The sequence below is a fragment of the Ruegeria sp. YTSC325 genome (genome assembly GCF_059609525.1).
Genome location: NZ_JBXWLY010000004.1, coordinates 230383 through 243489 on the forward strand (window position 1 = coordinate 230383; position 13107 = coordinate 243489).

At 58.7% G+C, this 13107-nt stretch carries 12 protein-coding genes; 8 read left to right on the plus strand and 4 right to left on the minus strand.

All coding sequences use genetic code 11. The annotated features are described in order from the left end of the window. Positions 1 to 56 precede the first annotated feature (56 nt). Entirely contained in the window at positions 57 to 791 is a 735-nt protein-coding gene (locus AC2FF7_RS08515; RefSeq protein ID WP_496905495.1) for a glutamine amidotransferase, read from the minus strand. Positions 792 to 807: 16 nt separating this feature from the next. After that, a complete protein-coding gene (locus AC2FF7_RS08520; RefSeq protein WP_480867708.1) occupies positions 808 to 2580 on the minus strand; it encodes an SLC13 family permease in 1773 nt (590 codons plus the stop codon). A 110-nt stretch (positions 2581 to 2690) separates the two neighbouring features. On the opposite strand from AC2FF7_RS08520, the gene AC2FF7_RS08525 reads away from it, so the two are divergent. Together AC2FF7_RS08525 and AC2FF7_RS08530 are read left to right on the plus strand one after the other, a co-directional pair. Next, on the plus strand, positions 2691 to 3431 hold the full coding sequence (locus AC2FF7_RS08525; RefSeq protein ID WP_170352472.1) for a YebC/PmpR family DNA-binding transcriptional regulator: 741 nt from the start codon (positions 2691 to 2693) through the stop codon (positions 3429 to 3431). 120 nt (positions 3432 to 3551) lie between these two features. Continuing rightward, on the plus strand, positions 3552 to 4826 hold the full coding sequence (locus tag AC2FF7_RS08530; protein WP_480867705.1) for an MFS transporter: 1275 nt from the start codon (positions 3552 to 3554) through the stop codon (positions 4824 to 4826). A gap of 1 nt (position 4827) precedes the next feature. Here the strand turns inward: AC2FF7_RS08530 and AC2FF7_RS08535 are convergent, their stop codons facing one another. Continuing rightward, entirely contained in the window at positions 4828 to 5712 is an 885-nt protein-coding gene (locus AC2FF7_RS08535; RefSeq protein WP_480867703.1) for a LysR family transcriptional regulator ArgP, read from the minus strand. Positions 5713 to 5800: 88 nt separating this feature from the next. Here AC2FF7_RS08535 and AC2FF7_RS08540 point away from each other — a divergent pair, with 88 nt between their 5' ends. The 6 genes from AC2FF7_RS08540 (at position 5801) to AC2FF7_RS08565 (ending at position 11580) form a co-directional block, all read left to right on the plus strand. Then, positions 5801 to 6400 carry a LysE/ArgO family amino acid transporter gene (locus AC2FF7_RS08540; protein ID WP_496905496.1) on the plus strand — a complete coding sequence of 200 codons (600 nt, stop codon included), beginning with the start codon at positions 5801 to 5803 and terminating at the stop codon, positions 6398 to 6400. Positions 6401 to 6440: 40 nt separating this feature from the next. Continuing rightward, positions 6441 to 7349 (plus strand): DMT family transporter, encoded by a 909-nt coding sequence (locus AC2FF7_RS08545; RefSeq protein ID WP_496851343.1) that lies wholly within the window; start codon positions 6441 to 6443, stop codon positions 7347 to 7349. Positions 7350 to 7437: 88 nt separating this feature from the next. Further along, a complete protein-coding gene (betI, locus tag AC2FF7_RS08550) occupies positions 7438 to 8010 on the plus strand; it encodes a choline-binding transcriptional repressor BetI (protein WP_480867698.1) in 573 nt (190 codons plus the stop codon). Then, on the plus strand, positions 8007 to 9515 hold the full coding sequence (gene betC / locus AC2FF7_RS08555; protein ID WP_496905497.1) for a choline-sulfatase: 1509 nt from the start codon (positions 8007 to 8009) through the stop codon (positions 9513 to 9515). Before betI ends, betC begins: the two co-directional genes overlap by 4 nt. A gap of 88 nt (positions 9516 to 9603) precedes the next feature. Beyond that, entirely contained in the window at positions 9604 to 11262 is a 1659-nt protein-coding gene (betA, locus tag AC2FF7_RS08560; protein WP_480867695.1) for a choline dehydrogenase, read from the plus strand. Between the two features lie 78 nt (positions 11263 to 11340). Next, entirely contained in the window at positions 11341 to 11580 is a 240-nt protein-coding gene (locus tag AC2FF7_RS08565) for an HP1242/YdcH family protein (RefSeq protein WP_496905498.1), read from the plus strand. Positions 11581 to 11654: 74 nt separating this feature from the next. On the opposite strand, the gene AC2FF7_RS08570 is transcribed toward AC2FF7_RS08565, so the two are convergent. Further along, a complete protein-coding gene (locus AC2FF7_RS08570; protein WP_480496876.1) occupies positions 11655 to 13055 on the minus strand; it encodes a helix-turn-helix domain-containing protein in 1401 nt (466 codons plus the stop codon). Between the last annotated feature and the right edge of the window lie 52 nt (positions 13056 to 13107).

The following is a 13107-nucleotide window of genomic DNA, read 5'->3' on the forward strand; positions in this document are numbered from 1 at the left end:
AGCCGTTCCGGTCAGCCTATGCGAGCGGTCGGCAATTGCGCAACCGCGCCGTTGGGTCAGCCATAGCGTTCCGCAAAACGGCGCAGGATCAGTGCCGGCTGGGTGACGTCGGCCGCGTGGCAGATGTCGATCAGGCGCTGGGCATCCTCTGGTGGAAAATAGCCGTGATGCTTGTAGATATTGATGCGTTCCTCAAAGTCCTTTGCCTCGGCCTCGGGATGGAACTGCGTCGCATAGACGTTCTGGCCGAAACGGATCATCTGAAACGGGCAGGGGTCAGAAGCTAGCAAGTGCACGCATCCTTCGGGCAGTGCCTGAACCGCCTCTTTGTGGCCGACAAACGCGTCGAAAGTTACGGGCAGCCCTACTGTTAGCTGGTCCTGCATACCGTCCTCGGTCACGTGGCAGGTCGAAGGCCCGACGGGTTCACCGTATTTTTCTTTACTGACCGCCCCGCCAAGGTGGGCGGCCAGAATGCCTAAGCCATAGCAACACCCCATGAAGGGATGGTCCTGCGCAGTAATCTGCGGCATCAATCCCATGATCGACGCCTCGACGCGGGCATCTACGTCAGATTTCGTTGCGGGATCATCGCTGACGCAGCCGGGGCCTCCGCCGACGATCACGCCTGCGTAATCGGTTACGTCGAGCCCCTCAGGCAGAGTTTCGCAATCCAGACGGATGCGATGCGTTCGCTCGGGCGTTAGCCCGGTTTTGTCCAGGATCGAGGCATACTCAGCGTCCGAGGCGTCTGTCTCAGTTCGCAATTGCAGGATCAGAAATCGTTTCATACGCAGCCTTTACCCGTCACAGCGGCCAGAACACAAGGATCGAGGGGACTGAAACGGCGATGATCAAAGCCTCCAACGGCAGTCCCATGCGCCAGTAATCGCCAAAGCGATAGCCGCCGGGGCCAAGCACCAGCGTATTGTTCTTGTGCCCTATGGGGGTCAGGAACGCCGCCGAAGCCGCCACGGCAACCGTCATCAGGAACGGATCGGGCGAGACCTCCAGCGTGCGGGCCATTTGGATGCCCACGGGTGCGGCGACAATGGCGGTGGCGGTATTGTTCAACACATCCGACAGTGTCATCGTGACCACCATCAGCACCGTCAGAATGGCCCATGCAGGCAGGCCGTTGGTCAGCTGGATCAGAGCATTCGCAATCAGTTCTGTCCCGCCCGAGGTCTCAAGCGCGCTGCCCAGCGGGATCATCGAGCCCAGCAGTACCACGACGGGCCATTCGATATGGTTGTAGATCTCGGCAATAGGCATGATCTTGGTCAGTACATAGGCCACCACGACCAGACCCAGCGCAATCGGCAGGTAGATCAGCCCGATACTGGCCGCCAGCACGGCCGCCCCGAACAGACCGATCGCCAGCCACGCCTTGTCATTGGCGGTCACGTTCAGGCCGCGCCCAGCCAACGGTAGGCAGCCCAGCCACTCGGTCACGTCCGCACTGCGGTCACGAGGGCAGAGCAGCAGCAGGATATCGCCCGCCTCCACCTCGGTCTTGCGGACTTGTTCGGTGATTTGACGACCCTGGCGCGAGATGCCCATCAGCACTGTGCTTTGTCGCCATGCCAGCCCCAACCCTTGGGCGGTGCGCCCGGTGATGCGGGCGTTCTCGGTGGCGACGACCTCGATCACTTCTAGTCCGTCACCCTCGGCAGTCAGCAATTCCTGCCGTCGCGTGTCCGAGAAATCCAGGTTCAGCGCCGCGCGGAATTCGTCCAGCGCCTCGGGTCTGGCCTCCAGCACCAGCGCATCGCCCGCGTGCAGGGTGGCATGGGCTGAGCGCCCGTAGCGACGCTTGCCGTCGCGGATCAGGCCGATGATGGCGACGTCGGATTTCTCGGCCACCTCGTACAACTCGCTGACGCGTTTGCCGATCTGAGGGGATTCCGGCGGGATGGTCAGCTCGGCGATGTATTCGGCCAGCGCCTCAGAGCTTTCGGTTTGCGGCCCGCGATCGGGGATGAACCGCCATCCGATCAGCGCGACAAAAGCCAGACCGGCAATGGCTGCGATCCCGCCCACGGGGGCGAAATCGAACATATGGAACGGCTCACCCAGAGTTTCGGCTCGGATCGAGGCGATGATGATGTTGGGTGGCGTACCGATCAGCGTGACCATGCCACCCAGAATGGTAGCGAAACTCAACGGCATGAGTGACAGGCCCACAGACCGTCCGGCCTTGCGTGCGGTCTGGATATCGACCGGCATCAAAAGCGCAAGCGCCGCCACGTTGTTCATGAAGGCCGACAGGACCGCTCCGATCCCGCCCATCAGCGCAATGTGCGCGCCCAGCCCGCGCGAGGCATCGACCAGCGAGCGCGTAATCAGGAATACCGCGCCCGAGCGCACCAGCCCGGCAGACACAACCAGAACCAGCGCCACGATGATGGTTGCGGGATGGCCGAACCCGGCGAATGCGTTGTCCACGGGCACAACGCCCAGCACAACACCAATCATCAACGCCGAAAAGGCAACAAGATCATATCGGAATCGCCCCCATAGCAGCATTCCAAAAACTGTGGCGAAAAGGGCAAAAAGAATAATTTGATCACTTGTCATGTCGCCACCATACCCGCGACGGGATATCGGGCAAGCCGCTCTCTTGATCCTGCCCCCCGCAAACGTCTATATGAGCGCCGAACACGCAAACATGATGACGAGGACGCACTATGGCAGGCCACTCCAAATGGGCCAACATCCAGCACCGCAAGGGACGTCAGGACGCCGCGCGGTCCAAACTGTTTTCCAAACTGTCGAAAGAGATAACCGTGGCCGCCAAAATGGGCGATCCCGATCCCGACAAGAACCCGCGCCTGCGTCTGGCGGTGAAAGAGGCCAAGTCGAATTCGGTCCCCAAGGACGTGATCGACCGCGCTATCAAGAAATCGGTGGCCGGTGAAGGCGACGAATACGAAGAAATCCGGTACGAGGGCTATGGCCCGAACGGTGTCGCCGTGATCGTCGAGACGATGACCGACAACCGCAACCGGACCGCCTCAACCGTGCGCTCGACCTTTTCGAAGAACGGCGGCAATCTGGGCGAGACCGGTTCGGTCGGGTTCATGTTCGACCGCAAGGGAGAGGTTGTCTATCAGGCGGACGCTGGCGATGCAGACACGATCTTCGAGGCCGCGATCGAGGCGGGTGCCGAAGATGTCGAAAGCTCGGAAGACGGTCACATCATCTGGTGCGCCGATACCGATCTGAACGACGTATCCAACGCGCTGGAAGAGGCCTTGGGCGAATCCGAATCCACCAAGCTGGTCTGGAAACCCACGACCACGACCGAGCTGGGTCTGGAAGATATGCAAAAGCTGATGAAGCTGGTCGATGCGCTGGAAGACGATGACGACGTACAGCGCGTAACGACCAATTTCGAAGCGACGGATGAGGTCATGGCTCAGCTGTGATCCTGTCGTTAATCGATCAGGAAAACCCGGCCTCTGGTCGGGTTTTTTTATGCGCCTTTTCAGTGTGCTTGGCGGAATGCGTTAAACTCGGTAAGCTGTTCGTAAAACAGCAATGAGAGCATGACGGACAGTCCCCCGATCCCTGCGAAACGAAACCTGCCTGTGTTGACCGGGCAAAGCATCCTGTCGCAAATCGCTTGGACGCTTGGCAGCCCCTCTATCGTGCTGCCGTTTCTTGCTGTCTCGCTGGAATTGCCGATGTTCATAGCGGGCGCGCTGGTCTCGGTTCGCATGGTGGGCAGCGTGATTGCGGATGTGTTCCTAGCGCGTTCGATTTCGGCTCACGACCGCAAGAAACGCGGCATTGCGCTGACCGAAGTCGCGGTTGGCCTCTGCCTGCTGATCGCACTGGGGGTAGCGACGACGGGTTATGTGCCACTGATCGCGGCGGCGTTTGTCCTTGTTTTCTTCATCATCGGGTTGGTCGATGAGACGCAGATGCTCATGTATACCGATCTTCTAGGCGATCACGTTCAATCCAAATCCCGCATGATCATGCGCTATCTGCAACTAGGGGTCGGAGGGCTTGGCGCCATCGGTCTGGCGCTTTTAGTGCATGAGATCGTTAAAGAAAACCCACCTTTCTCGCGCCATTCAGCAATCATCTTCGTGTCCGTGGGCTTTTTTGTCCTGTCGGGCCTGGCCATTCTGGCGATGTTCGAAGGCGCGAGCGGTGATGAAAGCACCCGCGATGCCGCGCCCGGGCCGAAACGCAAATTCATCACGTATTTCACCGACATCACCGCGATGTTCAATGAGCCGTGGTTCCGGCGTTACATGATCATGCGCTTGCCTCTGGTCGCGGCCACGCTTTCAGTGCCCTTTTTCGCCCTGATCGCGGCTGAGGCGCACCATGCCTCGGCCAAGGGTCTGACAGCAATGATCGTTTCCTCGGCGTCTGGATATCTGGTTTCCGCTCCGTTGTGGCAGGTGGTGAACATGAAGTCTCATAGGGCGGTCATGGTGACGGGGAACCTTATGGTCGTCATCACTGGGACGGTGCTTTTGACCTTTCATTTCTTGCACTTGGATCATGATGTTCATCTTCACGCCATCGCGCTGTTTATCGTGACGGTGGCCGTGACCGGCATCAGCAGCGCACGAAAACTGTACTACCTGGACGTGGCCCCAAAGGATCAGCGGGTCAAAGGTGCGGCAGCGATTAAGAGCGTCAGCCGCCTGGTCGCGGTTATTCTTTCCGCCGCGCTGGCCGCGGTGGCGCATATGCACGAGGTCGCCTGGGCCATTGCCTTTATCGTTGTGGTGGCCGTATTCGCGGCCTTTGCCTGCTATCGCCTGGTTTTGCCGGTGGCGGAAAGCTCGGCTTCGGCTTGACCTATGCCGGCTGCAAGGCACTGTTTGCGCTGCGTTTCACCGCTTGGGTCAACGGGTCCAGGGCCGGGGCCAGAATGCGCCCGACTTGCCATGTCAGGGGGACATCGTAAGGCGCATCCGGAAGCACCAGGGACAGGCTGCCATCGCGCAACGCTGGCTTCACAAGGCTTTCGGGGTTCATCCCCCATCCCAGCCCGGCGATCGCGGCTTCGACAAATCCATGCGAAGAAGCCAGATAGTGAGAGGGTGGCGAAAGGCGCCGCCCGGTTTGTTGAGTGATCCAGGCCCTTTGCAGGCCGTCTTTACGGTTAAATGTCAGGTTTGGCGCTTGGCCAAGACTGTCGATGTTTACCCCTTTTGGAAACCACCTTTGCATGAATGCCGGACTTGCTGTCGCCAAGTACCTTAACGACCCGAGCGCGATTGCATCACAGCCCGCGACAGGTTGACCTCCGATAGTGACGGCTGCGCTGACCTCTCCGCGCTTTAACCAGTCAGCGGAATAATCCTGATCGTCGATCACAAGATCAAACAGCATGTCGTCCACCTGCGCCATGGCGTCGATAAACCATGTTGCCAGCACGTCGGCAGGCACTGCGATCCGAACGCGCGTAGGGTTCGTGTTTTGGTCCAGCGTCAATTCACGTGCCAGTTGGGCCTCTAGCAATCCGATGTCCTCGGCGTGTTGGGCGATGCGCAGACCCGCCGGGGTGGCAGTGCAGGGTGTGCCGCGAAGGATCAAGGCGGCACCGACCCGGTCCTCTAACGCTTTAATTCGCTGGGAAATAGCGGAAGGTGTGACCGATAGCTCGGACGCGGCGGCCTCAAAGCTGCCATGACGCAGAATGGCAGACAAAGCGGACAGGTGATTGGGGTCGAGCAGCATTAGTAAAACTTAATCGGGATAAACATCATTAATTTGATAGGCGGCCTTGGGCATCGTAGTCAACTGGCCAACAGCTTAAGGAGTTCTCATGCCCACGTCTCTGATTGCCGGTTTTGCGCTCGGCTTTAGCCTGATCCTTGCTATTGGGGCGCAGAATGCTTTTGTTTTGAGACAGGGCATGCGGCGCGAGCATGTATTTACCCTGTGTCTAACCTGCGCGGTGTCGGATGCGATCCTGATCGCAGCGGGTGTGGCCGGTTTCGGATCGCTGGCGCAGATGGTTCCTTGGTTCGAAACCGCGATGCGGTACGGGGGCGCGATTTTTCTGACCTGGTACGGGTTGCGAAGCCTGAATTCCGCGTGGCGCGGGGGCGCAGTGATGGAGGTAGAGGGCGGTCAGCGATCTGGCTTGCGGTCTGTGCTGCTGACGGTGCTGGCTTTCACCTGGCTGAACCCGCACGTTTATCTGGATACGGTTGTGCTAATCGGGTCGATTTCAGCCCAATACGAGGACCGTTTGGCTTTTGCTGTTGGTGCGATGACCGCAAGCTTTGTCTTCTTTTTCTCGCTCGGCTACGGGGCAGGGTTTTTGTCTCCGATATTCGCCCGTGCTAGGTCGTGGCAGGTCTTGGATATGATTATCGGTGTGGTGATGTTGGCGATCGCGGCCAAACTTGTCGTGATCTGAGGGCTTGTCCCCAAGCGGTATTCAGTGTTGAACCGTTAACATGACAACTCTTACCGCCCCCGCTCGGCCTGTTGCTGGCATGTTCTGGATGTTCTCGGCCGGGTTGTCTTTTGTGGTCATGACAGCGTTGGTCAAGTCGTTGGGGTCCAGCATGGATCCGATACAGGCTGCTTTTCTGCGGTTCGTTTTTGGGTTGGTCTTCCTCTTGCCCGCACTGCGCCTGGTCGTCTCGACACGGTTGTCGCGCAGGCACTTAACCCTGTTCGGCATACGCGGGATCGTTCACGCGGTGTCGGTGATGTTGTGGTTCTATTCCATGACCCAGATACCCTTGGCCGAAGTCACAGCGATGAACTACATGACCCCGGTCTACGTGACACTTGGTGCGGCGCTGTTTCTGGGCGAGCCATTGGCGTTTCGCCGCATCGCTGCCATTGGAGTAGCCCTGATTGGGGTTGCCATCATCCTCAGGCCCGGCTTTCGAGAGGTTTCGCCGGGACATATCGCTATGCTGATGACCTCGCTGACGTTAGGGGCGTCATATTTGCTGGCCAAACGGCTAGTGCAGGACCTGCCGCCCTCAGTCGTAGTGGCGCATATGTCGATCTGGGTGACACTCGCGCTGATCCCCTTTGCGGCGGCCGTCTGGACGCCGCCTAGTCTGTATGACCTCGGCGTGTTGTTTCTGGTCGCCAGTTTTGCCACTCTGGGCCATTACTTCATGACGCTGGCACTGCAGGCGGCACCCGTGGCGGTGACGCAGCCGGTCACGTTTCTGCAGCTGATCTGGGCGACCCTCATGGGTGCGCTGGTGTTTCACGAAAGCGTCGACATCTGGGTCGTTGCCGGAGGCACTCTGATTCTGTCCGCCGTCAGCTTTATTGCCTGGCGCGAAGCCGTTCTGAACCGCAGCAGCCTGACGACACCCAGTATCGCTCCGAAACTGTAGCTGTTTCCGAAGGAATAAGGCGTTATTGATTGACGGGTCAATAAAAACCTCTTAGCGTTTTTTCATCTTGCGCAGTGGAGGGGTAACGATGCCAAAACTCGGAATGGAGCCGATCCGTCGGGATGCGATCGTCAAAGCCACGATTGCCGAACTGGGGGCGAAGAAATCCCTTGATGTCACTGTTAGCCAGATTGCCAAACGGGCCGGTATGTCCAGCGCGCTGGCGCATCACTATTTCGGGGGCAAGGACCAGATTTTTCTGGCCGCCATGCGCCGCATCCTTTCGGATTTCGGGGCCGAGGCCCGGCAGGAGTTGAAAGGCGCCGCACCCAATCAGCGTGCTCAGGCGATTATCCGGTCCTGTTTTGCCCCGTCCTGCTTTACGCCTGACGTGATCGCAGCTTGGATGACCTTTTACGTGCTGGCACAAACCAATGATGAGGCGCTGCGTCTGTGGCAAATCTATCAGGCGCGTATTCGGTCGAACTTGATTTATGCGTTGCGCCCTTTGCTGTCCGATCCGATTGAGGCGGCAGAGGATATGGTCGCTCTGATCGACGGCCTGTATATCCACGCCGCCCTTAACGCGCCTGAAAAGCCGGAACGTGCGGTCAACCACGCGATGCGTGTGCTCGATACTTTTCTTGAGGCTGAAACATGACACAACCTAACATTCTGATCCTGATGGTGGATCAGTTGAACGGGACCCTTTTTCCGGATGGTCCCGCAGACTGGCTGCATGCACCGAACCTCAAGAAACTGGCAGCGCGGTCCACGCGGTTTGCCAATGCCTACACAGCTTCACCTTTGTGCGCGCCGGGCCGGGCCAGTCTCATGTCCGGGCAGTTGCCTTCGCGCACCGGCGTCTATGACAACGCGGCCGAGTTCCGCAGCGACATCCCCACCTATGCGCACCACTTGCGCCGGGCTGGGTACTTTACCTGCTTGTCAGGCAAGATGCATTTCGTCGGTCCCGATCAATTGCACGGGTTCGAGGACCGCCTGACCACTGACATCTACCCCGCCGATTTCGGCTGGACGCCCGATTATCGCAAACCGGGCGAGCGGATCGACTGGTGGTATCACAACATGGGTTCGGTGACGGGTGCCGGCGTGGCCGAGATTTCCAACCAGATGGAATATGACGACGAGGTCGCATATAACGCCAAGGCCAAGCTCTATGATCTGGCGCGCGGCAAGGACGATCGCCCATGGTGCGTGACCGTCAGCTTTACCCATCCGCATGATCCTTATGTGGCTCGTCGGAAATATTGGGATCTGTACGAGGATTGCGAGCATCTGCTGCCCGAAGTTTCGGACCTTGGCTATGACAATCAGGACGCGCATTCCAAACGGATTTTCGACGCGAATGACTGGCGTAGCTTTGACATCTCTGAGGACGATATCCGCAAGTCCCGCCGGGCCTATTTCGCAAATATCTCGTATCTGGACGATAAGATCGGCGAAATCCTCGAAGTGTTGGAAACCACGCGGCAAGAGGCAACGATCCTGTTTGTCTCGGACCACGGCGACATGCTGGGAGAGCGGGGCCTGTGGTTCAAGATGACCTTCTTCGAGGGCTCGTCGCGGGTGCCGCTGATGATCTCTTCGCCCGATTTACCAGCAGGTCGGATTGAGGCACCGGTCTCGACCATCGACGTCACGCCGACTCTTGGCGCGCTTGCAGGTGTCGACATGGCCGAAATCGCACCATGGACCGATGGCGAAGACCTCGTGCCGCTGGCTAAAGGCGCCGAGCGTACTGCGCCCGTGGCGATGGAATATGCGGCCGAGGCGTCATACGCGCCGCTGGTTTCGCTGCGGTATGGCAAGTGGAAATACAACCGTTGCGCGTTGGACCCCGACCAGTTGTTCGACCTTGAGGCCGATCCGCATGAGTTGGAAAATCTCGCCGAAAAACCTGAACATGCAGGCACCTTGCAAACCCTGCGTGCCAAGTCCGAGGCGCGTTGGGATCTAAACCGGTTCGACGAAGATGTACGTGCCAGTCAAGCCCGCAGATGGGTGGTGTATGAGGCGCTGCGGCAGGGGGGGTACTACCCTTGGGATTATCAGCCCCTGCAAAAGGCATCCGAGCGTTACATGCGCAACCACATGGACTTGAATGTCGTCGAGGAAAGCCAACGCTTTCCCCGCGGAGAATAACAGACTGATTTAGTAATACCCCCTTCGGTTCGGCCAAGGTTTTTCGATGGAAAATCTTGGTGCACCGGTGGGAAACGGAGACTCGAAAATGGAAGCAGATTTCGTCATCGTCGGCGCAGGTTCCGCAGGCTGCGCGATGGCATACCGGCTAAGCGAGGCAGGGGCCTCGGTTCTGGTGATCGAGCATGGCGGAACGGATGCTGGACCGTTCATCCAGATGCCGGCTGCACTAAGCTATCCGATGAATATGTCGCGCTACGACTGGGGCTATCAGTCCGAGCCCGAGCCGCATCTGAACAACCGTCGTTTGGCCTGTCCACGCGGCAAGGTGATCGGAGGGTCTTCCTCGATCAACGGCATGGTCTATGTGCGCGGCCACGCGCGGGACTTTGATACCTGGGCCGAGATGGGGGCGGATGGGTGGTCCTATTCGGATGTGCTGCCCTATTACAAACGCATGGAGACCTGGCACGACGGTGGGCACGGGGGCGACACGGCGTGGCGCGGCACCGATGGTCCGCTGCATGTGTCGCGTGGGCCGCGCGAGAATCCGCTGTTCAAGGCGTTCGTCGATGCGGGCCAGCAAGCAGGGTACGAGGTCACGGGCGACTATAACGGCGAAAAGCAGGAAGGCTTTGGCCCAATGGAGCAAACCGTCTGGAAGGGGCGGCGCTGGTCGGCGGCGAACGCGTATCTGAAGCCTGCGCTCAAGCGTGACAATTGCGATATTGTGCGGGGTCTGGCGTCGAAGGTCGTAATCGAGAATGGCCGTGCGACCGGAGTTGAACTTGTGCGCGGTGGCAAGACTGAAGTCATCCGTGCCCGGCGCGAGGTGGTGCTGGCGGCGTCGTCCATCAACTCGCCCAAACTGTTGATGTTGTCAGGGATTGGCCCGTCCGCGCATCTGGCCGAGCATGGGATTGAGGTTGTTGCGGATCGCCCCGGTGTGGGCGCAAACCTGCAGGATCATCTGGAGCTTTATATCCAGCAGGCGTCGCTTCAGCCGATCACGCTGTATAAACACTGGAACCTGATCAGCAAGGGCTTGATCGGCGCGCAGTGGCTGTTTACCAAAACCGGGCTTGGCGCATCGAACCAGTTTGAAAGCGCGGCGTTCATTCGCTCGCAGCCGGGTGTCGAATATCCTGACATTCAGTACCACTTCCTGCCGATTGCCGTACGCTATGACGGGCAGGCGGCGGCCGAGGGGCATGGGTTCCAGGCGCATGTTGGTCCGATGCGGTCGCCGTCGCGAGGTGCTGTGACATTGCGATCCAAAAGGGCCGAGGATGCCCCTGTGATCCAGTTCAACTACATGAGTCATGAGACGGATTGGGAAGACTTCCGCACCTGTATCCGCCTGACCCGCGAGATTTTCGGGCAGGAGGCGTTCAAACCTTATGCCGGCAAGGAAATCCAGCCCGGTGCTGACGCTCAAACAGATGATGAATTGAACGCTTTCATCGCGGAACATGCCGAGAGCGCTTATCACCCATGCGGAACTTGTCGGATGGGGCGTGCGGATGATCCAAACGCGGTTGTCGATCCTGAAGGCCGCGTGATCGGTGTGGATGGGCTGCGGGTGGCCGATAGTTCGGTTTTCCCTCAGATTACCAATGGCAACCTCAATGCGCCTTCCATCATGGTCGGGGAGAAGGTCTCGGATCATGTGTTGGGGCGCAACCCGTTGCCCAAGGCCAATGACCGACCATGGATTCATCCTCAATGGGCGACATCACAGCGGTGATTTGATCCGCGTCAAAGCGGGGTAGCGCAGACATCTATAAACCTGAATCGCAACGACTAATCTAAGGAGCGAACAGAAATGTCCAACACCCCGCATGAACTGGCCGATGAGTTTCCGGACAAAGTTGAGGTGATGAGCCAGCTCAAGCAATCAGACGCTCACTTTGCGCGGCTGGCAGAGGAGTACCATGAGATCAACCGCGTGGTGCACCGAGCCGAAACCAATGTCGAGCCCATGGAGGATTTGGCCGAAGGTGAATTGCGCAAGAAGCGCGCGGTTCTAAAAGATGAGATCTGGGCGATTTTGTCCAAAGCATAAGCCAAAAGGGCGGGGGCTCTGCCCCTGTCGCGGCACGTCGCGCTTCCCCCGGGATATTTCAGGCCACGTAAAGTTCAGGTGACTTCGTACGGCAAGGTATTGCGGGTATGGGCGTCGATGGTCAGGCGACGTTCGAGTGGTGGAACCGAACGCTGATGGCAGTTCTGCCTTTCACAGATACGGCAGGATATTCCGATAGGTTCGTAGGCGCTGGCGTTGTTGATATCCAAATTATCTGCATAGACGAGCGCTTCGGCGTGCCGGACTTCACATCCAAGCGCGATGGCGTACCGACGCACAGGCGCACCGAAGGATCCCCCGGATTTCGAAACGTCCCGCGCCAACGAGATGTATTGAACGCCATCGGGGGTTTCCGCCAGTTGCCGCAGGAAATGGCCCGGTGTTTCAAAGGCGCGGTGCACGTTCCAAAGGGGGCAGGCGCCGCCAAAGCGGGCGAATTGCAGGCGTGTAGCCGAGTGGCGTTTGGTGATTGTACCGGCCTGATCGACACGGACAAAGAAAAACGGAATTCCCTTGGCACCGGGACGTTGCAGTGTCGATAGGCGGTGAGCGACCTGTTCGATTGAAGCCCCAAAGCGGTTGCTGAGCAGTTCCAGATCATGGCGGTAGTCTTGCGCGGCCCCAAGGAATGCGCTGTAGGGCATTAGGGATGCGCCTGCGAAGTAGTTGGCGAGGCCGATCTTGGCGATGGCGCGGGCTTCATCTGTTTGGAATTTGGCAAAGTCCAAAGTCGCTTCGAGCAGCTTGTCCTGGTTTATCAGGGCGACTTGCAGCAAAAGCTGGAACACCTGCGTTTGAGGCGCGCTGCGCGAGGACAGAGACAGGGTTTTGCTGTCAGCGTCATACCGTCGGGTTTCTTTGATATCAGCAATGTGTACCCGAATATCCCTTTCTCGCAGGCTGCTGATCGCCGCATCGCGAATGCCGCCGGTTTCCTGTGCGATTGACGCAAAACGCTCGGCCGCCCGATCCACGGCGTCAATGTAGTTGTCGCAATAGTGGAAGAAATCCCGGACCTCTTCCCAGGGGCTGGCTTGAATTTGCGCATCTTCACGCCCCAATGCTTCGTCCAGCGATGCAAGCCGTTCGTGGGTCTGCCGATAAGTGCGGTGCAAAGCGATAAACGCGCGGGCCAACGCAGGCGCATTTGATGCCGCCAGTCGCAGATCGGCCAACGGGGGCATTGCATCGTCAAAAACCGGATCGGCGAGTGCTTCGCGCATGTCTGACACAAGGCGTTCGCTGTCGCCGGTGCTTAACTCGGTCACATCCATGCCGAATTCCTGCGCCAATGCCAGAACAACCGTGGTCGAGATGGGACGGTTGTTGTTCTCCATCTGATTAAGATAAGGGAGCGAAACCCCCAGCTTGGCGGCGAATTCCTTTTGGGTCAGGGTCAGGCGCGTACGCATCTCGCGCAGTTTCGCGCCTGCATAGAGTTTCTGGGTCGCCATGGCGCGCCTTTGCAACTATTCCGTTGTGGGAAATTAACTTTGCAAATCCCGG

Bases quoted from the DNA above. Each gene is read 5' to 3' on its own strand.
- AC2FF7_RS08515 (WP_496905495.1), bottom strand. From the start codon at position 791: ATGAAACGATTTCTGATCCTGCAATTGCGAACTGAGACAGACGCCTCG.
- AC2FF7_RS08520 (WP_480867708.1), bottom strand. From the start codon at position 2,580: ATGACAAGTGATCAAATTATTCTTTTTGCCCTTTTCGCCACAGTTTTT.
- AC2FF7_RS08525 (WP_170352472.1), top strand. From the start codon at position 2,691: ATGGCAGGCCACTCCAAATGGGCCAACATCCAGCACCGCAAGGGACGT.
- AC2FF7_RS08530 (WP_480867705.1), top strand. From the start codon at position 3,552: ATGACGGACAGTCCCCCGATCCCTGCGAAACGAAACCTGCCTGTGTTG.
- AC2FF7_RS08535 (WP_480867703.1), bottom strand. From the start codon at position 5,712: ATGCTGCTCGACCCCAATCACCTGTCCGCTTTGTCTGCCATTCTGCGT.
- AC2FF7_RS08540 (WP_496905496.1), top strand. From the start codon at position 5,801: ATGCCCACGTCTCTGATTGCCGGTTTTGCGCTCGGCTTTAGCCTGATC.
- AC2FF7_RS08545 (WP_496851343.1), top strand. From the start codon at position 6,441: ATGACAACTCTTACCGCCCCCGCTCGGCCTGTTGCTGGCATGTTCTGG.
- betI (WP_480867698.1), top strand. From the start codon at position 7,438: ATGCCAAAACTCGGAATGGAGCCGATCCGTCGGGATGCGATCGTCAAA.
- betC (WP_496905497.1), top strand. From the start codon at position 8,007: ATGACACAACCTAACATTCTGATCCTGATGGTGGATCAGTTGAACGGG.
- betA (WP_480867695.1), top strand. From the start codon at position 9,604: ATGGAAGCAGATTTCGTCATCGTCGGCGCAGGTTCCGCAGGCTGCGCG.
- AC2FF7_RS08565 (WP_496905498.1), top strand. From the start codon at position 11,341: ATGTCCAACACCCCGCATGAACTGGCCGATGAGTTTCCGGACAAAGTT.
- AC2FF7_RS08570 (WP_480496876.1), bottom strand. From the start codon at position 13,055: ATGGCGACCCAGAAACTCTATGCAGGCGCGAAACTGCGCGAGATGCGT.